Source organism: Variovorax stachyos, from assembly GCF_051400855.1.
GTDB lineage: Bacteria > Pseudomonadota > Gammaproteobacteria > Burkholderiales > Burkholderiaceae_C > Variovorax.
On record NZ_JBLFFN010000007.1, the window covers coordinates 74210 to 93600 of the forward strand.

A 19391-nucleotide genomic window follows, 5' to 3' on the forward strand; every position below is an offset into this window, starting at 1 on the left:
CCGCCGGGCTGCCGCACCGTAAGCGTCGACTTCCGAAGCATTGTGTAGGAGATGGCTGACAGACAGCGGCGAGTTCACGTGGACAGTGGGTTGCTTCGGTGATTCACGGAGGAATTTGTCCATGCCCGTCGTTTGTACGGCTTGCGGGAGCAAGAACCGGGAGAACGCGAAGTTCTGCATCGGCTGCGCACGCCAGTTGCCCGGGTTCGTACCCACGGGACCCTCGGCCCTCGAGGCCATCAACACGGCGCGTCCTCCGCGTGCGCCCGCTCGCACGGCACGCGCCTGGCGACGCGACGACCCGCTGATGATGCTGCCCGCCGAAACGGCGGGCTTCTGGCTGCGCCTCGCCTTGCTGGGCCTGGCGATGGGGATCGGCTTCATCGGCTGGTATCTCTATGTCACGCGCCAAGTGGCACCGCCGTCCTTCCTGGAGCCGATCACGGCAGCGCTGGCGGTGGAAGACCGGAAGCCGCCTGCGCAGGATTCGGTGGCGCTCGCCGCGCCGAGCGCATCCGCGACGACTCCGGCGCCCGCCCCTGCAGCGACTGCGGCAGCGACAGCACCTGCAGTGCCGGCCAAGGCCTCGGCGCAGACGCCAGCTCCGGCGACGCCGCGCGCAGCGGCGCCCGCAGCCGCCGCCACGGCGGCCGCGAAAACGGAGCCGGCGCCCGCGAAGGCAGAACCCGTGGTCGCAAAGGCGGAGCCGGCTGCGACGGCAACGGGTGCATCTCGCGCGCCAACGGCTGCGCCGGCCGATCGCTATCGCGAAAGCACGCCACGGCGCAGCCGCGCCCCGGCCTGGGCCGACGAGCCGCCGACCGTGCCGCCCGCCATCGCGCCGGCAACCGTTTCGCCCGCTCCCGCACGCGCCCCGGCCTGGTCCCGCGACGATCCCGGCCCGCCGATCGCTCCCGGCCCGGGCCCTGTATACAGCGCGACCCGCTCGCCATCGTGGAACCGGGGCGACGGCGGCCCGCCGGTCGTCCCGGGGCCGGGGCCGGTGGTCACGCCCTCGCGGAGTCCTTCGCCGGTCGTGGCCGGCGACGGAGGCCCCCCGATCGCGCCGGGGCCGGGCCCGCTTTTCAGTCCGGTGCGCACGCCGACCTGGGCCGCCAATGATCCGGGGCCCCCGATCGCGATCGGCCCCGGGCCGGTCTACAACCGCACCAGGGAGCCGTAGGGCGCAGGTGAAAACCGCGCTGCGCCCCTTCCAGTTACACAAGAAGCGCGCGAAATCGCTAAGGGCATTCCGGGGTGGGGCGTGCGGCGGGGCGGCGATAAGATCGCGGCCCTTGAAACTTGGATTGAACACGGAGAGACCATGAAGAAACTGATCGCCCTCACGGCCATCGCCGCCGTCGTCACGGGCGTGCACGCCCAGGAATTCCCCGGCAGCAAGCCCGTCACCATCGTGGTGCCCTTCTCCGCCGGCGGGCCGACCGACCGGGTGGCCCGCGACCTGGCCGAGGCCCTTCGCAAGCCGCTGGGCGGCGTCAGCATCGTGGTCGACAACGTGCCCGGGGCCGGCAGCTCGATCGGCGCCGCCAAGGTGGCGCGTGCCACGCCTGACGGCCACACGCTGCTCCTCAACCACATCGGCATGGCGACCGTCCCGACCCTGGTGCGCAATGTGCCCTTCAAGGTCGAGACCGATTTCGAGTACCTGGGCATCGTCAACGACGTGCCGATGACGCTCATCGCCCGGCCCACGATGAAAGCCAACAACTACAAGGAGCTGACGGCCTGGCTCGCGGAGAACAAGGGCAAGATCAACCTCGGCAACGCGGGCGTGGGCTCGGCCTCGCACCTGTGCGGCCTGCTGTTCCAGAGCGCCACCAAGACCGAGATGACGCCGGTGCCGTACAAGGGCACTGCTCCCGCCATCACCGACCTGATCGGCGGCCAGATCGACCTGCTGTGCGACCAGACCACCAACACCTCGCCGCAGATCGAGGCCAAGAAGGTCAAGGCCTACGCCGTGACCACCTCCAAGCGCCTGACCACACCGCTGCTCAAGGACCTGCCCACGCTGCAGGAGGAGGGCCTGAAGGACTTCCAGGTCACGATCTGGCACGGCCTCTACGCGCCCAAGGGCACGCCGGCAGCGGTCACCAAGAAGATCAACGATGCGCTCAAGGTGGCGCTGAAGGACGCTGACTTCGTGAAGAAGCAGGAAGGCCTGGGCGCCGTGGTCACCAGCGACAGCCGCGTCGAGCCGGCCGAGCACAAGAAGTTCGTTGCCGCCGAGATCGCCAAGTGGAGCCCGATCATCAAGGCGGCCGGGGTCTACGCCGATTGATGTGGCCCGTCGGCCGAGCCGCGATCATGTCGCGTGCTCGGCCTGCGGCTTTCCGTTGGGCCGCTTGCCGGCGATGATCATGCCGAGCACCTCGTCCTCGTTCACGTCGGCGGTTCGGTAGGTTCCCACCAACCGGCCGTTCTTCATCACTGCCAGGCGGTCGCTCAGGCCGAACACGTCGGGCATGTCGTGCGTGATCAGGAAGATGCCCACGCCGTCGGCCTTGAGCTGCTTGACCAGCGCGCCGACCATCGCGGTCTCTTCGGGGCCGAGGGCGGCGCAGGGCTCGTCCATGATCAGGATGCGCGCGTTGAAGTACAGCGCGCGCGAGATCGCCACCACCTGCCGCTGGCCGCCCGAGAGGCGCCGCACCGGCACGCGGATGTTGGTGAAGTTCTTGTTGAGGCGGCGGAACACCTTGCGCGCCTCGTTCTCCATGAAGTGATCGTCCAGCGTGCGCCAGGGCGTGAGCTTTTCGCGGCCCAGGAAGAGGTTGGCCACGGAGTCCAGGTTGTCGGCGAGGGCCAGCGTCTGGTAGATGGTCTCGATGCCTTGCGCCTGCGCCTCCGAGGGCGTGCGGATGTGGACCGGCTCGCCCGCGATGCGCGTCTCGCCCGAGTCGACGGGGTAGGCGCCGGCGAGCATCTTCATCAGCGTGGACTTGCCGGCGCCGTTGTGGCCCAGCAGCGCGACCACTTCGCCGGGGTAGAGGTTGACGCTGACGCCATCGACTGCCTTCACGCCGCCGAAGGACTTGCGGATGTCGCGCAGCTCGACCAGCGGCGCCGCGGTGCTCATCGTCCTTCCCCGAAGTACTTGCGGTAGAGCACGTCGAACACCACCGCGACGATCAGCACCTGGCCGATGATCACCATGCGCTTGCCGATCGCGACGTCGAGCAGCAGCATGCCGCTGTCGAGCGACTGCATGATGAGCGCGCCCAGCACCGAGCCGAAGATGGAGCCGCTGCCGCCCGCCAGGGCTGCGCCGCCGATCACCGCGGCCGCAATGACGTAGAGCTCCATGCCCGAGCCCAGCGAGTTGGTGCCGGCGTTGAGCCGCGCGATCGAGACGATCGCAGCGACGGTCACCAGCACCGCCAGCAGCGCGAACAGCAGCAGGGTCACGCGCTTGACCGGAATGCCCACCAGCGCCGCAGCATCGGGATTGCCGCCCATCGCGAACACGTAGCGACCGAAGCGGGTGCGGTGGACGATGAAGGACAGCACCACCGCCACCACGGCCCAGATCAGCACGGGGATCGGGATGCCCTGCGGTTCGGACTTGGAGGAGATCTGGTAGCTGTTCATGGTCGCGGCAAAGGCGAACACCACCGCCGCGGGCACGGCCGTGAGCAGCAGGTCGAGCCACAGCGGCTCCACCGGCATCTCGTGCCGCTGGCGCGCGCGGCGCTGCTGCAGCATGCGCGCGAACAGCACGGCAGCGACCAGTGCGGCCAGCGCCCAGCTGGCCGTCGTGCCGATGCCGCCGTCGTAGCCGCCGCCCAGGCGCTGGAAGAATTCGTCGTTGACCGGCTGCGTCTTGCCGTCGGCCACCAGGAAGGCAGCGCCGCGGAAGGACATCAGGCCGCCCAGCGTGACGACGAAGGAGGGCACGCCCAGCATCGCGGTCAGCCCGCCCTGGTAGAGCGAGACCAGCAGCGCCACCGCCAGCCCGGCGAGGCAGGCGGCCGGCCAGGACCAGCCCGAGGTGTACTGCAGGTAGGCCACCAGCACGCCGACGAAACCCATCACCGAGCCGACCGAGAGGTCGATGTGGCGGGCCACGATGACGAGCACCATCACGGTGGAGACGATGCCCACCACCGCGGTCTGCTGCGCGATGTTGTAGAGGTTCTCGGGCGAGAGGAAGACGCCGCCCGAAAGCCAATGGAAGACGATCGCCATCACCGCCAGCAGCACGCACATCAAGAGCAGGCGCAAGTCGATCCCGCTGCGCCTCCACAGCGACTGCGATTCGCTCATCGACCGGCGTGCGTCACTTGCAGGCCGCGGGGGCCTTGTCGCCGCTCACGCCCTTGCAGAGCTCGTCCTTCTTGATCCAGCCTTCCTTGATCACCACGTCGAGGTTGTCGCGCGTGATCGGCACTGGCGTGAGCAGGCGCGAGGAGATCGCCACCTTCTTCTCGCCGCCGCTCCAGTTGGCCGCCTTGTCCGGCGTCTTGCCTTGCGTGAGCGCGATCGCGGCGCTCGCCGCCTCGCGGCCCAGTTCGCGCGAGTCCTTCCAGACCGTCACCGTCTGCGTGCCGAGCGCGACGCGGTTGAGCGCCGCGAAGTCCGCGTCCTGGCCCGACACGGGAATGCCGCGGATGCCCTTGGCCGTGAGCGCCGCCACCGCGCCGCCCGCGGTGCCGTCGTTGGCCGCGACCACCGCGTCGACCTTGTTGCCGGCCTTGGTGAGGATCTGCTCCATGTTCTTCTGCGCGACCTCGGGTTTCCAGCCATCGGTGTACTCGTCGCCCACGATCTTGATGTCGCCCTTCTTCACCGCCTCGGCCACGATCTCCTGCTGCCCGGCGCGCAGGAAGTTGGCGTTGGGATCGGTCGGCGAGCCCTTGATGAACACGTAGTTGCCCATGGGCTGAACCTTGTAGACCGCGCGTGCCTGCATGCGGCCGACCTCGACGTTGTCGAAGGTGATGTAGAAGACACCGGGCGTCTCGATGAGCCGGTCGTAGGCCACGACAGGCACCTTCTGGCGCATCGCCTTGTTGACCGCGGGCAAGATCGCGTCCTTGTCCATCGCCAGCACGATCAGCGCCTTGGCGCCCTTGGACATCAGACCCTCGATGTCGCCCAGCTGCTTCTCGGGCGAGCCGCCGGCATCGGCGCTGATGTACTTCGCGCCCAGCTTCTCCAGCTGCGCCTTGATCGCGGCTTCGTCGGTCTTCCAGCGCTCCTCCTGGAAGTTGGACCAGCTCACGCCGACCACGGTCTGGGCACAGGCAGCGACGGCAGAAAGGCCGAAGACCAAGGCGCCGAGGGCGCGAAGAGGCTTCTTCATGGGTTTATCTCCGGGGGGTTGTGGGTGAGCCGCGCGGCCGTATTCCGGCGGCCAAGCCAACTATGGCCAGCGGCTTTGGACGCGGCCATCCGGGGAATCCCTGCGGGAGAAGGCACTACACGGCAGCTCAGGCCGCCTGCACCGCAGCGAGCCAGAGCTGGGCTCCCTGCGGCGGCGTCGAAGTCCAGGTGACGTTGTAGGTGCCGGCTGCGGCGACCTGCCTGACGGCCACCGCGCACTGGACCAGCGCCCCTGCAGCCAGCACCGAATCGATGACCGTGAAGCCGTTGTCGGGCACGGCCGTCTTGTCGAGGTCGACGCCTGCGTCGCCCCACCACCAGGCGACGAGCAGTGCCGCGCCCGTGGTGGTGACGCTGGCGCTGGTCAGGGGCTGGCCCGACAGCACCTCGCGCCACTGCACGTCGCGCACGAGGCCGCCGCTGGTGATCTCGACGACGCTGAGGGTGGTTTCGTCTGTGACCTTGGGCTTTTCCGCGCTGACCACGTGGCCCTCCCTGCCCTGGGCCTGCACGCAGCCGTACAGGCCCGTGCCTGAGCTCGGCCACAGGGTGTAGGTGTGCGGCACACCGAGCGGGACGAAGGTGTTGCCGGCGTTGTCGGTCGGCGTGGAGGCGGCAAGCAGGCCTCGCCCGACGCAGACCAGGAGGGTGCTCCCCGTGGCCCGCGTGGAGATGGGCGAAGTGGACAGCGACGGTGAAGAAACGCCGTCGAGGTTGAAGGCAAGGGTGTGGGCGCCGAGAGCCGGCGCTGCTGGAGCGGGTGCCGGTTCGGGTGCTGGAGCGGGCGCGGGCGGAGGCGCTGGCGTCGGCGCAGGGGCTGGTGCTGGAGCGGGCGAAGCGCCAGGCGCCGGTGCGGCTGTAGCCAATGGCGCGAAGCCTCCGCCGCCCCCTCCGCCTCCGCCACAGGCCGTGAGTGTTGCGCTTCCGGATGCCATGCCCACTGTCGCAAGCGCGCAAAGGCGATTCAACAGCACACGGCGTTCGTTCGGCAACGCGGCTGCGGCGCCGCCGGAGGGTTCATCCATGTCGGGACCTCACTCGAAGGCGACGCGCGTTGCGATGAGCACCCCGTTCACCACCTGCGCGCCCTGGATGTTGACCCTGACGCCGTTGCCCAGATTGGCCGCCGTGCCATTGACGAACACCACGCCCGGGCCGCTGGCGTCGATGGGCTGGCCCCTCACCCGGAAGCTCGCGGGCGAGCTGAAGTTGCCGATGTTGCCGATCAGGGTGAACGAAGAGGGTCCGCCGGTGCCGGGCACGTGCCGGATCTTGAGCTTGGTGGCCTGGAGCACTCCGTTGGACATGGTGCCGCCCACTTCCACCTTGACGCCGTTGCCCACCGAGCCGGCAGGCCCGCCGGTGATCTGCGCCGACGCAGCGTTCACCGGGATGTTGAGCACGCGCAGCGAACCGAGTCCGGCGTAGTCGGTGACGATGCCCGCGAGCTGGACCGGCGTGGCATCCGCTCTCGGCACCGGATACCACCACTGGACCTGCGTGGCGGGCAGGCGGCCCGGCAGCACGGTGGCCGCGCGCACGCGCACCAGGGTGCCATTGGCGAGCGGGCCGCCGTCCAGGCTGCCGGACAACACCGCGGTGCTGTAGTCGACCGTGAAGCTGCCGATGGCGAAGGTGCGGCGGGCAGGGTCGAGGTTCTGCACGGTGCCCGTCAGGATTGGCGCGGAGGGGCCGCGCTGCTCCACGCGCGTGGCCCGCAGGACGCCCGGTGCGCCCGGCAAGCCCCACACCTGCAGCGTGCTGCCGGGCGGGATGGCGGCAAGGCCGGTGGAATCGGCCCACACGGTGGCATCGTCGGTGGTGACCGTGGTGCCCAGGATGACGAAGCTGCCTTGTGCAAGATCGACCGAGGACAAGGTCCCGCGCAGATCCGCGGCGGAATCGACCCGGCGGGCGACACCGCTGGTGAAGTCTGCACTGAACGGCCCCGTGACCTTCGCGCTCATGCCCAATTGCAAGGCGGATGCATCCTCGAGGTTCACGACGGCATTGTCGGTGTTGTAGCGCACGCCGTTGACGATGATGCTGCCCACCCCATCGACGCCGCCGACGCCGGCCGCATCGGCGGTGCTGACGCCGGTGCCGCCGGAGCCCACGCCCGATCCGTCGTCGCCCGAGGCTGCCGTCGAGGTGCCGCCGGTGCCCGTCGAGCCGCCACCGGTCCCGGCCGAGCTGCCACCGGTGCCCGACGCGCCGCCGCCCTGGCCATCGCCCCCGCCGCCCGCCGGGCTGCTGCCCCCGTCGCCGGGGCTCGACCCCGCGACCGCGCCCGTGCCCCCACCCCCGCCGAGCGCGACGCCGCCGCCCCCACTGCCACCGCCGCCGCACGAGAGCAGCAGCGCGGTCGAGATCGCCAGCAGGGCAGCGCGCAGGAAGGCGTTCTTCATGCTTTTTTTCCGTCCAATCGTTTCGCGGGAGTCACCGACCGATGTTGTGCCAGATCCGAGGCATCCTCGTAGTAGGTGTAGATCCCGACCCGGATGCGACCCGAGGCCGTGCTGTCCGCCGCCTCCGCGGCCTCGAACGCACGCGTCATCTCCCTTGTCAGTTCGTGGTGCAGGGTGCTCCAGCGTTGCCGCGCGAGCTGGTGGATTCGCTCGCAATCCTCGATGGCGATGCCGGTGGCGAACACCGCGCGCTCGAGCAAGGGCGGCGCCGCGCCCAAGGTGTTGGCCACGCTGGCCAGGAGGTGGTCACGCGCGTTGTCGCCCAGGAAGGCGAGCATGCCTTTGAGATCGGTTGACGGGACGAAGCCGGCAGCATTGAGTGCGACGCGGCCCGCCTGCTCGGTCGCCAGGTTCAGGCGCACCAGCTCATCCAGGATGGTGCGGTGGTGCACATTCCCGCGGCTGGCATGCCGGGCCACGGCCTCGAAGGAAGGTGCGCCGCCCTCCGCCACGAGGGGCAAGGCCAGCAGGGCCGGGTCGTCGGTGGACATCTGCAGCCACAAGGTGAGCGTCTTGGCCGCCGCCGACATCTCGGTGTGCGGCAGCGGCTCCTCGGCTTCACGCACCTTGGCCGTCACCGCCTTGCGGTTCAAGCCGGTGGTCACCGAAAGCTGACTGAGATTCGGCTCGACACCCTTGTCGAGCCAGGCCCGCCGTGCCTCGTCGATGAGAAGTTCGCGCAGCACCAGCTCGAGATGGGCGTGCTTCAGCCCGAGGGCCAACGCGAGCCGGACGATGGGACGCATGACGCGTGCGCAAGCCTGGACGGCCCAGCCCATCGGGCCTTCGCCGCCGGCGGCGCCCGCTTCGACGGGCGCGGCGCCATCGCCTGGGTCAGGCCTGGCGCTTTTCGATCCAATGCGTTTGGTCGCCATAGAGCGTGTTGCCCAAGGCAGCGGCCTTGTCGAGCCGGTCCCGATTGCGCGGAGTGTCCGGAACCCACAAGCCGCCGCCGTTGGGGCGAGGTCCCTCCTGAATGACTTTGTCGGACCAGCGCAGCCTGATTTCGAACAGGGCGCGCAACGTCTTGCGGGACACGATGCTCCTCGGTGCAGAAGGTGAAGGCACTAACGCTCCGTTACCAAGTGGACAGTGACATGCGTAACCGTCTTACAAAACGGTGCACACGACTATAAGACAAGAGCACTATTGATGTGAAGTTTTCACATCCATCCATTCGGCCGATATGCCAAAGGTAGAAATGTCAAAGCCTGTCACACACAAGAAGAGCTCAGCGGCGTGGCGCAGCAGCCGATCGATCGGCGCGGCGCGCTACGCGAGATCGTCGTCGCGGACCTGGAGGGAGCCCCGCGAGAAAAAGGCACGCGACGCCTGGCTCGCGGCGATGCGCGTGAGGAAGGCCATGCAGGCGCGCATCGTCGAAGCCTTCGGCACCTACGTCAACGGAGCCGGACCCGGCCCCACGGACGAAGAGCTTCTGACCTTCGCAAGACTGGCGATCGCAGAACAACGGCTGGCGCGCCGGTTGCGCCAGTCGCCATGAATCCATCTGTCCCGAGGAGAGCACCATGACCTCAGCCGCCGCTGCCAGTCCGTCGTCACCTTCGGACGTTGCCTTCGGAAACCTGATCGATCTCGCCATGCTTCGAACGGGCGCGGTGTCTGTCGAAGTCTGCGAGGCCTGCAACACCATCAACCTCGGCGCCGCGCGATTCTGCAAAGGCTGCTCGCACAAGCTGCCGGCGTTCTACTGCGCAACGCCTGCCGGCGAGCCAGCAGCCCCTCCCGACGCCTGGAGCGCCACACGGAGGCGGGGCTGGACCTGGGATCTGGCGGCCTTCTGGCTGGTCATCAATTCGCTGGCTGGTGCGACAGCGCTCGGCACGGTCTGGTAGCAGCCGCGCCGCCGGCCCTCTCCCATGCGAGAAACAACCAAGGGCGGCCAGCTGATGCCCGGCACCAAGGAGGCATCCATCAGGTCGTCCTCATTCGATCGTGCGGCCGATCCTGCCGCAAACGAACCGTTGCCCGAGGGCGCTTCGCCGTCTTCGCCGACCGGCACGGCGCAACCCGACTGGACGGATTGGCAGCCGCCCGGACCGGCCATCCCGCCGCATCAGCTGACGCGCGTCTGCGATGGCTGTCAAACGCTCAACCGGGACACCGCGCAGTACTGCCGGAATTGCGCCCGCAAGCTGCTGCCGCAGGGCGTCGGGGAAGCCGCGGTGGCGGCGCCGTCGAGCGACCCCGAGGCGCATGCGGCATCGGCCTCGGCCCTGGATGACTGGCCTCCGGTGCATGCGCGCCGCGAAGGCACGAAGGCTCGGCGCGTGCTGGGGATTCCTGTGCCGCCGGGCGTCGATGCATCCATCGTCTGGTTGCTGCTCGTGCTGGCGGTGTCGCATGGCGCCTTCGTGCTTTGGTATCTGGGCCGCTCGGCGATGCAAGACCCTCCGCCGCTTTCCCCTGACGTTTCCGGCATGTCACGGCCGGCGGCCCCGCCGGAGAGCCCGACGGCAGCCTTGCCGGCCGCGCAGCCCGCCGCGCCGACGGCCGAGGTCCGCCGCGAGGCCGATCGACCCCAGGTGCCGGAGACGCGCGTCGCCGAGCCGGCAGCGCCTGTTGCGCCTCGTGCACAGGAAGATGCCACGCCTTCGCCGGCCGCCGTCGAGACGGCTGCAGTGGCGCCCCCGGCCGAGGCGACGGTCGCGGCGGCACCGCCCGACGATCCTGCACCGGCGCAGCCCGGAGCGGCGCTGGAGCCTTTGCCGAGGCCGGCGTCGGTCGAAGCAGCCGGGGCCCCTGCGCCTGCGAGGGCCAATGAAGTTCGCAGGCCGGTCGCGCCGGCGAGAGCTGCCGAGCGCACGAAGCTTGCCGAGCCGGCAAAAGCCGCAGAGCCCACGATGCTCGCGGAGCCGGCACGAGCCGCCGAGCCCGCGAAGATCGCCGAGCCGGCCAGGGCCACCGAGCCCAAAGCCCAGGCTCAGGGCGACACGAGCGGCGGCACGGCAACCGCGTCGGCCCCACCGGCGATCTCCCCGCCGCGAACGGGCGGCGCGGACGCGCGGACGCGTCCGCTCGCTGGTCCGCAGGTTCAGGCCGCCTTGGCCCGACCCTCCACGCCCCTGAGCTACTGCGACCGCCACAACCCGTTCGGCGAAGCTGTCTGCCTGAATGCACGGCCTTCGGGGGCGGTGATGCAGCCATCTCAGGGAGCGCCCGGCACTTCGAGCACCGGGAGCTCCAGGGGACCGAGCGTGGGCCCCAACGACCGCTGGGCCTTCGCTGCGGGTGGCAGCGGGGGTTCCGCTGGTGGTGATGGTGGCGCAGGTGGAAGTGGTGCTGGTGGCGGCGGCGCTGGCGCGGGTGCTGGTGGCGCTGGTGCTGGTGGCGGCGGTGCTGGTGGCGGCGGTGCTGGTGGCGGCGGTGCTGGTGGCGGCGGTGCTGGTGGCGGCGGTGCCGGTGGCGGCGGTGCCGGTGGCGGCGGCGCTGGCGGCGGCGGTGCCGGTGGCGGCGGTGCTGGCGGCGGCGGTGCTGGCGGCGGCGGTGCTGGCGGCGGCGGTGCTGGTGGCGGCGGCGCTGGTGGCGGCGGCGCTGGTGCTGGTGGCGGCGGCGCTGGTGCTGGTGGCGGCGGTGCGGGTGCCGGCGGCGGTGCTGGTGGCGGCGGTGCCGGTGCCGGCGCCGGCGGTGGCGCTGGCGCCGGTGGTGCTGGAGCTGGAGCTGGCGCTGGCGCAGGAGCTGGCGGTGGTGCCGGAGCTGGCGCTGGTGCAGGAGCGGGCGCTGGTGCAGGAGCTGGCGGCGCAGGTGCAGGTGCAGGAGCTGGCGCCGGTGCAGGAGCTGGCGGCGCAGGTGCAGGAGCTGGCGCCGGTGCTGGCGGCGGCGCTGGTGCTGGTGCTGGACCCGGGGGTGGCGGACCCGGTGGCGGCGGACCCGGCGGCGGCGGCGGGCCAGGCAGGTAAGGCCAAGACCCACCCACCTGTCTCACTTGCGCCTTCAGCGGCTGCCGCCGCCACGAAAGCCCTACTTCGGCCGGATCGCGTCCGCCGTTCCCTGGATGAAGGCCTTGATCTTCTCCACGTCCTCGACGCTGAGCTTGCCGCTGAAGTCAGGCATCCCGCGCTCCATCGCCGGCCCCTTGAAGACGAACTTGTCCAGGTTCTCGATGTAGCCCGCGTTCATGTAACCCAGGTTCGGAATGTTGCCTCCGCGGTCCACACCCGGCACGCCGTGGCAGAAGACGCAGTTGCTCACGTAGAGAAGCGTTCCTTCCTGCACCTTGCCCGGGTCGTACTTCACGCCCTGCAGCAGCTTGTCCATGCGGTACTGCACGAACTGCGGCTTCGGCGCATTGCCGCCGATCACGAAGGTGTAGACGGTGCCCGGCCCCTGGCGCTCGGTGGCGCGCGCGGCAAGGCCATAGACGCCGCCCCAGCCGACCGCGATCGACACGTACTGCTTGCCATCGACCATGTAGGTGGCGGGTGCCGCGACCACGCCGGTGCCGGTGGCACTTTCCCAAAGCTTGTCTCCGTTGCGGGCGTTGTAGGCCACCAGGCGCCCGTCGGCCGTGCCCTGGAACACCAGGTTGCCGGCGGTCGTCAGCGTGCCGCCGTTCCACGGCGAAACGTGCTCGACGGCCCAAGCCTGCTTCTGCGCCACGGGGTCCCAGGCCACCAGGCGGCCGAATGGCTTGCTTTTGGGCGGCTCGGCATTGATGAACATGGCGGTGTTCCAGCCCAGGGCGGCATGCGGGCGCGCCGGGACGTTCTCGTTGAATTTCCAGGCCTTGTCATCCATCAGGCTCAACGGGATGTTCTGCGCCGGCAGGTAGGCCAGGCCGGTCTGCGGGTTGAAGGACATCGAGTGCCAGTTGTGAGCACCGAAGGGCCCCGGCACGCTGTCGCCGGGCTTCTCGTTCTGCCGCGCCGCGGCGACCTCGATGGGGCGGCCGTTCTTGTCGTAGCCGGTGGCCCAGTTGACCTCGACGAAGTTCTTCGCGGAGAGGAACTCGCCGTTGGTGCGGTCGATGACGAAGAAGAAGCCGTTCTTCGGCGCGTGCAGGATCACCTTGCGCGGCTTGCCGCCGATCTCGAGGTCAGCCAGGATCATCGGCTGCGTCGCGGTGTAGTCCCAGTTGTCGCCCGGGGTCTCCTGGTAGTGCCAGACGTACTTGCCGGTGTCGGGGTCGAGCGCGACGATCGACGAAAGGTAGAGGTTGTCGCCCCCCTTGGGGCTGCGCTTGCTGTGCGCCCATGGCGAGCCGTTGCCGGTGCCGATGTACATCAGGTTGAGCTCGGGGTCGAAGGTCATCGTGTCCCACGCGGTGCCGCCTCCTCCGGCTTCCCAGTATTTGCCCGAAGGGTCCCAGGTCTTGGCGGCCTTGGCCATGGAGGCATCCTCGAAGGGCTTGGACGGATCGCCGGGCACGGTGTACCAGCGCCACTTCTGTTCGCCGGTGTTCGCGTCGTAAGCGGTGACGTAGCCGCGCACGCCGTACTCGGCGCCGCCGTTGCCGATGATGACCTTGCCCTTGAAGACGCGCGGCGCGCCGGTGATGGTGTAGGACTTCGATGGGTCGGCGATGGTGTCCTTCTCCCAGACGGGCTGGCCGGACGCGGCGTCGAGCGCTATCAGGCGCCCGTCGTAGGCGCCGACGAATACCTTCCCCTGGTAGAGCGCGACGCCGCGGTTGACCACGTCGCAGCAGCCCTTGAAGCCCTTGGACCTGTCCACCTTCGGGTCGTAGCTCCAGATCTTCCTGCCGGTGCGGACGTCGATCGCATGCACCACGCTCCACGACGCAGTGACGTACATGATGCCGTCCACCACCAGCGGCGTCGCCTCCACCCCCCGCGTGGACTCGAGGTTGTACGACCAGGCCAGGCCGAGGTCCTTCACGTTGCCCGCATTGATCTGGTCCAGCCTGCTGAAGCGGGTCTCGGCGTAGTCGAGGCCGTAGCTGGGCCAGTCGGGCGTCTTCGCGGCATTGGCGCGGATGAAGGCGCCGTCGACGCGGGCGGTCGCCGCCTTGATGTGCTCGGGCGAGCCTTTGTCCTGCGCCATGGCGGGCACGGCGGCCAGGCCCAGCAGCGCGCCGAGCGCCAGCAGGGTGTGGAGCTTGTTCATCGTGTCGTCTCCGGTGTCGTTACGGAGCGAAGAATCGTTTGCGGGGGCACTTTGCTCATCCTCGGGATTTCCCTAGCGCATGACTGTTCCATTGCGGAACAAATTCGATGCGCTTGTCGAGGCGCCCACACGAGGAGAAGGTCGATGTCCCAGCCCCAGAGCCGCATGAGCCGCACGGCCGCCCGAAGGCGAATAGCACCGCAGCCGAAGGCGAAGGTATCCGGGTGAGCGCCGCAGGCCCGCCGCGGCAGCTGTTCTCGAGCACGCGTGCAGAGCGCGTGGCGCTGGCGCGGCAGCAGTTCTTCGAGGAAGGGGTGCGCCCCTCGGGGCTGGTCGGCGAGGCAGTGATCCAGTCGTGGATGCGCTGCACGCGCGCCCACACCGACCGAGACCGCGTCATCGCCTTCGACCCGGTCACGCCCAGTCGGCTGCATGCCACGCTGAACCGCAACCGCGAGCTGCTCGATGCCGCGCGCGCCGAGCTGGAGAGCATGGAGGGCTCGCTCGCGGGCACGGGATCCCGGGTGCTGCTGACCGATGCCCAGGGCGTGATCGTGCACGCCACGCACGATCCGTCGGCGGCCCAGCAGCCGATCCTTCGCAAGAGCGCGCGCCTGGGCGTCAACATCGCCGAGGGCATCGTCGGCACCACGGCGCCGGGCATCGTCGCGCGCACGGGCCAGGCCTGCACGGTGACCGGCGCCGAGCACTACTTCGACTGCCTGCGCGAGATGCAGTGCGCGGCCTCGCCGATCCACGACGTGCATGGCCGGCTCGCCGCGGTGCTCGACATCACGGCGGAGTCGCGGCACTTCGGCTTCGACGCCGCTTCCGTGGTCGCGCTCTATGCCACGACCATCGAGAACCGCCTGCTGCAGGCGCAATCGCCGGACCGGCTCGTGCTGCGCTTCCAGGCCAGCCCGGCGCTGCTGGGCACGCCCCTGGAGGCGCTTGCCGGCATCGCGCCGGATGGCAGCGTGGCGTGGCTCAACACGGCCGCCGCGCGCTTGTTCGGGCGGCTGCCCGAGTCGGGGCCACGCGACGTGGAGCGCCTGTTCGGGCTCGACCTCGCCGCGCTGCTGCGCCTCGGGCGGCAGGGGGCCGCGCAGCCGGTGCGGCTGGCGAGCGGGCTGGGCGTATGGATGCAGGCCCGGCTGCATGCCCCCGACGGGGTGGACTTCCGGCATGCGGTGAGCACGGCAACGGTGGAGCGCATCGAGCCGCCGGTCGTCGAAGTACCGCTGCCGGCCCCACCCCATGCCGCAGGCGCAGGCGCAGGCGACGGCAGCCTGCACGGCCACAGCCGCAAGTTGATCGAGGACACGCTGAGCGCGCACGGCGGCAACATCTCGCACGCGGCGCGCCAGTTGCGAGTGTCGCGCGGCACGCTCTACCGGCGCCTGCGCAGTTGGCGGCAGGACGTCGGGGGCGGTTGAGGGCGCGGCGCAGACGCGCGGGTTAGCCCGCTCACCGGCGCCTGGTCGCGATCGATAGATTCCGGCGAGGCGCGGCCGTGCTCTGCGCTGGAGCCAAGATGAATACCAAGATCTCCGAGACCGAGCGCCTGGCGCTCTACCGAACGATGCGCCGCATCCGCGCCTTCGAGAACGCCGCCGAGGTGGCCAGCCAGGGCGGCGTGAGTGCCTATGGCCAGGAAGCCGCTGGCGCGGCCAGGGTACGCGGCCCTCTGCACCTGTCGACCGGCCAGGAGGCCGTGGCCGCGGGTGTCTGCGCCCATCTCGCGAGGGCCGACTACCTGACCTCCACGCACCGCGGCCATGGTCATACGCTGGCCAAGGGCGCCGACCTGACGCGCATGATGTGCGAGCTCTTCGGGAAGGCCAGCGGCTTCAACGGCGGCAAGGGCGGCTCCATGCACATCGCCGACTTCTCGGTGGGCATGCTGGGCGCGAATGGCGTGGTCGCGGCCGGGCTGCCGATCGCGGTGGGCGCGGCACATGCGCAGAAGCTGCAGCGAAAGGACGCGATCACCGTGTGCTTCTTCGGCGACGGGGCGATCAACCGCGGGCCCTTCCTCGAATCGCTCAACTGGGCGCGCGTCTACGCGCTGCCGGTGCTCTTCGTCTGCGAAGACAACCAGTGGAGCGCGACCACGGCCAGCGGCCCGATGACGGCCGGCGACGGCGCCTCGGCCCGCGCCGAGGCGCTGGACATCGCCGCGACCCGCGTGGACGGCAACGATGTCTTCGCCGTGCACGCGGCCGCGGGCGCGCTGGTGGCAGAGGTGCGCGGCGGGCGCGGGCCGCGGCTGCTGCATGCCCTCACCTACCGCGTCAAGGGCCACGTCTCGGTCGACCCGGCGGGCTACCGTGATCCGGCCGAACTGGCCGCCGCACTCCAGACCGACCCGATCGAGCGCGCCCGCTCGCGGCTGCTGGCCGACGGCGCCGAGGCTGCGGTGCTCGATGCCATCGAGCACGAAGCGCAGACAGAAGTCGACGCCGCCTTGGCAGCGGCCGACGCCGCGCCCTGGCCCGACGCGGCGGCCGCCTTCACCGACGTGCAAAGCACCGGAGCCGGCCAATGGACATGAGCAGCGACACGGCGACCGGCCGCGGGCCCGCGGCCTCGGTGCAGCAACTGAACTACGCCGAAGCCGCCGCGCTGGCCGTGCAGCGCGAGATGGAGGCTGACGCCCGCGTCGTGGTGCTCGGCGAGGACGTGGGCCGGGGCGGCATCTTCGGCCAGTACAAAGGCCTGCAGCAACGCTTCGGCGCCGAGCGCGTGATCGACACGCCGATCTCCGAGGCCGCGATCATGGGTGCCGGCGTGGGCATGGCGCTCGCGGGGCTGAGGCCGGTGGTCGAGATGCGGGTGGTGGACTTCGCGCTGTGCGGCATGGACGAGCTGGTGAACCAGGCCGCCAAGAACCGCTTCATGTTCGGTGGGCAGGGCCGCGTGCCGCTGGTGGCGCGCATGCCGGGGGGCATCTGGGACGCGTCCGCCGCGCAGCATTCGCAGTCGCTGGAGGCCTGGTTCGCGCACCTGCCGGGCGTGGTCGTGGTGTGCCCGTCGACGCCGCAAGACAACCATTCGCTGCTGCGCGCGGCGCTGCAATGCGGCGACCCGGTGGTCTACATCGAGCACAAGAACCTGTGGGGGCTGCGGAGCGCCGTGGACGAATCGGTCGAGGTGCCGCTGGGCAAGGCTGCGCGGCTGCGCGCAGGCGACGCGTTGACGATGGTCAGCTGGAGCCGCCAGTTGCAAGCCTGCAGCGCCGCCTGCGATGTGCTCGCCGCCGAGGGCATCGCGGTCGAGCTGATCGACCTGCGCACCCTGTGGCCGTGGGACCGCGAGACCGTCCTGACCTCGTGCGCGCGCACCGGCCGGCTGCTGGTGGTGCACGAAGCGGTGCAGGCGGCGGGCTTCGGCGCCGAGATCGCGGCCAGCGCGGCCGAGGCCACCGGTTGCCGCATTGCGCGGCTGGGCGCGCCGCGCATTCCGGTGGGCTATGCGCCCGTGCTGGAGGCGCAGTCGCGAGTAGGCATCGAGCGCATTGCCGAGGCGGCACGGGCCCTCTGCCGATGAGCGATGCGGGCAGTCTGGAAGATTCGGCCGGCTAGGCCGCAAAGCCGCCGTCGATGTTGAGGCTGGCGCCGGTGACGAAGCCGGCGTCGGGCCCTGCCAGGTAAGCCACCATGCCCGCGATCTCGTCGCCACGGCCGTGTCTCGGGATGGCCATGAACCCGTGCATGGTGGAAGCCATCGGGCCGTCAGCCGGGTTCATGCCGGTGTCGACGGGGCCAGGCTGCACGTTGTTGATCGTGATGCCGCGTGGCCCCAGGTCGCGCGCGAAGCCTTGCACGAGTCCTTTGAGAGCGGATTTGCTCATCGCATAGACGCCACCACCCGCAAAGGGCATGCGCTCGGCGTTGGTGCTGCCGATGTTGATGATGCGACCGCCCTCGCCCATGTGGCGCAGCGCCGCCTGGCTGGCGACGAAGACGGCCCGCACGTTGACGTTCAACGTGAGGTCGAAATCTTCCAGGGAGATCTGATCGACGGCACCGGGCCTGAAAACGCCTGCGTTGTTGACCAGGATGTCGAGCCGGCCAAGCACCTGTGCAGCCTGGTCGATGGCCGAGCGCAGCGCATCCGCGTCGGCGCTGTCGACGCGCAGCGCCATCACGCGCCCGCCCGTGGCTTCGATGCTGGCGGCCAGGTCCTTGGCCGCCGCATCGTTGCTCGAGTAGCTGAACGCGACGGCAGCGCCGTCGTGGGCGAGACGCCGCACGATGGCGGCGCCGATGCCGCGCGAGCCGCCGGTGACGAAGGCGGCCTTGCCGCCGAAGATGGGCTTGGGTGAAGTGGCTTGGGTCATGATGAACTTTGGAAGTTGTTGGGATGACTCAGTGTCGGGATTCGGTTGCACCTCCGGTAGCCGCCCAACGGCCTTATCAATTTCAACTTCGGGTTGAAAATCCGCACGTGCAACCCTTGAGCCACCTTGAGTCTTTCGTCCGCAGCGCCGAGACCGGCAGTTTCTCCGCCGCCGCCCGGCAACTGGGCCTGACGCCTGCGGCGGTGAGCAAGAACGTCGCGCGGCTCGAAGCCAGCCTGGGGCTGCGCCTGTTCCAGCGCAGCACGCGCAAGCTGACCCTGACCGAGGGCGGCGAGCGGCTGCTGCACCAGGTCGCCGGTGCGCTCGGGACACTGGCCGACGCCGTGGCCGGCGCCGCCGAAGCAGACCGGCAGCCCGCCGGCACCCTCAAGGTCAGCATGGGGCAGGCCTTCGGGCGCGAGTACGTGGTGCCGCTGCTCGGCGAGTTCCTGGCGCTCTATCCGGCCGTGCTGCCGGACTGGCACTTCGACAACCGGCAGGTGGACCTGATCGGCGAGGGTTTCGACGCGGCGATAGGCGGCGGCATCGAGCTCACGCCGGGGCTGGTGGCCCGCGAGCTGGCGCGCATCCATGTGGTCGCCGTGGCCGCGCCGCACTACATGGCCGGCAAGACAATGCCATCGCATCCGGCAGAGCTGGCAGCATTCGACAGCATCGTGCGCCGTTCCTCGCCCACCGGGCGCATCCGCCCCTGGACGCTGCGCAACACCGCCGGCGACGAAGTGGCGGTGGAAGCCCGGCCCCGCCTGATCTTCAGCGACCCCGAGGCGATATGCCGCGCGGCGATGCTGGGGCTGGGGGTCGCGCTGGTGCCGTTGCCCTTTGCGCTGCCCGGGCTGCAAAGCGGCGCGCTGCTGCGCCTGCTGCCGGGCTGGTACGACGACGCAGGCCCGTTGTCGCTGTACTACCCGAGCAAGAAGATGCTGCCGGCGAAGACCCGCGTGTTCGTCGACTTCGTGGTGGAGCAGTTCCGGGCCCGCGGCTTTGCGCGGCGCGTGCATGGGGCAGCCGCAGCGACGGATGAGCAGCACGAGCGCTCCGAAGGCGAAGGTACTCCGGTGAACACGGGGTAATTCCCTGCGGCGGATGTGACGCGCGCCCTGTACAACAGGGCGCCATGCATCAAC

At 69.9% G+C, this 19391-nt stretch carries 18 protein-coding genes; 9 read left to right on the forward strand and 9 right to left on the reverse strand.

Annotation, left to right across the window (positions count from 1 at the left end):
- The first annotated feature begins 121 nt into the window (after positions 1-121).
- Both ACMGEZ_RS14670 and ACMGEZ_RS14675 read left to right on the forward strand, forming a co-directional pair.
- Positions 122-1183 (forward strand): zinc ribbon domain-containing protein, encoded by a 1062-nt coding sequence (locus ACMGEZ_RS14670; RefSeq protein WP_436823017.1) that lies wholly within the window; start codon positions 122-124, stop codon positions 1181-1183.
- Positions 1184-1324: 141 nt separating this feature from the next.
- Positions 1325-2302, forward strand: coding sequence for a tripartite tricarboxylate transporter substrate-binding protein (locus tag ACMGEZ_RS14675; RefSeq protein WP_436823018.1), 978 nt, complete (start codon positions 1325-1327; stop codon positions 2300-2302).
- Positions 2303-2326: 24 nt separating this feature from the next.
- Here the strand turns inward: ACMGEZ_RS14675 and ACMGEZ_RS14680 are convergent, their stop codons facing one another.
- The 7 genes from ACMGEZ_RS14680 to ACMGEZ_RS14710 all read right to left on the reverse strand — a co-directional run bounded on the left by ACMGEZ_RS14680 (position 2327) and on the right by ACMGEZ_RS14710 (position 8852).
- Positions 2327-3100, reverse strand: a complete 774-nt coding sequence (locus tag ACMGEZ_RS14680) for an ATP-binding cassette domain-containing protein (RefSeq protein ID WP_436823019.1) — start codon at positions 3098-3100, stop codon at positions 2327-2329.
- The gene (locus ACMGEZ_RS14685) at positions 3097-4287 is read right to left on the reverse strand and encodes a sugar ABC transporter permease (RefSeq protein ID WP_436823020.1); all 1191 of its coding nucleotides are present in this window, start codon (positions 4285-4287) and stop codon (positions 3097-3099) included. Before ACMGEZ_RS14685 ends, ACMGEZ_RS14680 begins: the two co-directional genes overlap by 4 nt.
- Positions 4288-4300: 13 nt before the next feature.
- Positions 4301-5326, reverse strand: coding sequence for a D-xylose ABC transporter substrate-binding protein (gene xylF / locus ACMGEZ_RS14690; RefSeq protein WP_436823021.1), 1026 nt, complete (start codon positions 5324-5326; stop codon positions 4301-4303).
- A gap of 127 nt (positions 5327-5453) precedes the next feature.
- Positions 5454-6212 (reverse strand): hypothetical protein, encoded by a 759-nt coding sequence (locus ACMGEZ_RS14695; protein ID WP_436823022.1) that lies wholly within the window; start codon positions 6210-6212, stop codon positions 5454-5456.
- 168 nt (positions 6213-6380) lie between these two features.
- Complete coding sequence (locus ACMGEZ_RS14700; protein WP_436823023.1) at positions 6381-7754, reverse strand: DUF5666 domain-containing protein; 1374 nt, start codon at positions 7752-7754, stop codon at positions 6381-6383.
- Positions 7751-8689, reverse strand: a complete 939-nt coding sequence (locus ACMGEZ_RS14705; RefSeq protein ID WP_436823024.1) for a DUF6502 family protein — start codon at positions 8687-8689, stop codon at positions 7751-7753. The genes ACMGEZ_RS14700 and ACMGEZ_RS14705 overlap by 4 nt, the downstream gene beginning before the upstream one ends.
- Entirely contained in the window at positions 8649-8852 is a 204-nt protein-coding gene (locus tag ACMGEZ_RS14710; protein ID WP_436823025.1) for a hypothetical protein, read from the reverse strand. The genes ACMGEZ_RS14705 and ACMGEZ_RS14710 overlap by 41 nt, the downstream gene beginning before the upstream one ends.
- Before the next feature lie 325 nt (positions 8853-9177).
- Between ACMGEZ_RS14710 and ACMGEZ_RS14715 the strand changes: the two genes are divergently transcribed.
- Genes ACMGEZ_RS14715 through ACMGEZ_RS14725 form a run of 3 tightly spaced genes read left to right on the forward strand, consistent with a single transcriptional unit; the run spans position 9178 to position 11734 of the window.
- Entirely contained in the window at positions 9178-9318 is a 141-nt protein-coding gene (locus ACMGEZ_RS14715) for a hypothetical protein (RefSeq protein WP_436823026.1), read from the forward strand.
- A 25-nt stretch (positions 9319-9343) separates the two neighbouring features.
- On the forward strand, positions 9344-9670 hold the full coding sequence (locus tag ACMGEZ_RS14720; protein WP_436823027.1) for a hypothetical protein: 327 nt from the start codon (positions 9344-9346) through the stop codon (positions 9668-9670).
- A 24-nt stretch (positions 9671-9694) separates the two neighbouring features.
- The gene (locus ACMGEZ_RS14725) at positions 9695-11734 is read left to right on the forward strand and encodes a hypothetical protein (RefSeq protein WP_436823028.1); all 2040 of its coding nucleotides are present in this window, start codon (positions 9695-9697) and stop codon (positions 11732-11734) included.
- Positions 11735-11795: 61 nt separating this feature from the next.
- On the opposite strand, the gene ACMGEZ_RS14730 is transcribed toward ACMGEZ_RS14725, so the two are convergent.
- On the reverse strand, positions 11796-13901 hold the full coding sequence (locus tag ACMGEZ_RS14730) for a PQQ-dependent dehydrogenase, methanol/ethanol family (protein ID WP_436823029.1): 2106 nt from the start codon (positions 13899-13901) through the stop codon (positions 11796-11798).
- A 224-nt stretch (positions 13902-14125) separates the two neighbouring features.
- Between ACMGEZ_RS14730 and ACMGEZ_RS14735 the strand changes: the two genes are divergently transcribed.
- The 3 genes from ACMGEZ_RS14735 to ACMGEZ_RS14745 all read left to right on the forward strand — a co-directional run bounded on the left by ACMGEZ_RS14735 (position 14126) and on the right by ACMGEZ_RS14745 (position 17450).
- Complete coding sequence (locus ACMGEZ_RS14735; RefSeq protein WP_436823030.1) at positions 14126-15337, forward strand: helix-turn-helix domain-containing protein; 1212 nt, start codon at positions 14126-14128, stop codon at positions 15335-15337.
- 98 nt (positions 15338-15435) lie between these two features.
- The gene (locus tag ACMGEZ_RS14740; RefSeq protein ID WP_436823031.1) at positions 15436-16455 is read left to right on the forward strand and encodes a thiamine pyrophosphate-dependent dehydrogenase E1 component subunit alpha; all 1020 of its coding nucleotides are present in this window, start codon (positions 15436-15438) and stop codon (positions 16453-16455) included.
- Complete coding sequence (locus ACMGEZ_RS14745; RefSeq protein WP_436823279.1) at positions 16452-17450, forward strand: alpha-ketoacid dehydrogenase subunit beta; 999 nt, start codon at positions 16452-16454, stop codon at positions 17448-17450. The genes ACMGEZ_RS14740 and ACMGEZ_RS14745 overlap by 4 nt, the downstream gene beginning before the upstream one ends.
- Before the next feature lie 31 nt (positions 17451-17481).
- Here the strand turns inward: ACMGEZ_RS14745 and ACMGEZ_RS14750 are convergent, their stop codons facing one another.
- Positions 17482-18243, reverse strand: coding sequence for an SDR family oxidoreductase (locus ACMGEZ_RS14750; protein ID WP_436823032.1), 762 nt, complete (start codon positions 18241-18243; stop codon positions 17482-17484).
- Between the two features lie 107 nt (positions 18244-18350).
- Here ACMGEZ_RS14750 and ACMGEZ_RS14755 point away from each other — a divergent pair, with 107 nt between their 5' ends.
- Positions 18351-19337, forward strand: coding sequence for a LysR family transcriptional regulator (locus tag ACMGEZ_RS14755; protein WP_436823033.1), 987 nt, complete (start codon positions 18351-18353; stop codon positions 19335-19337).
- The last annotated feature ends 54 nt before the right edge of the window (positions 19338-19391 follow it).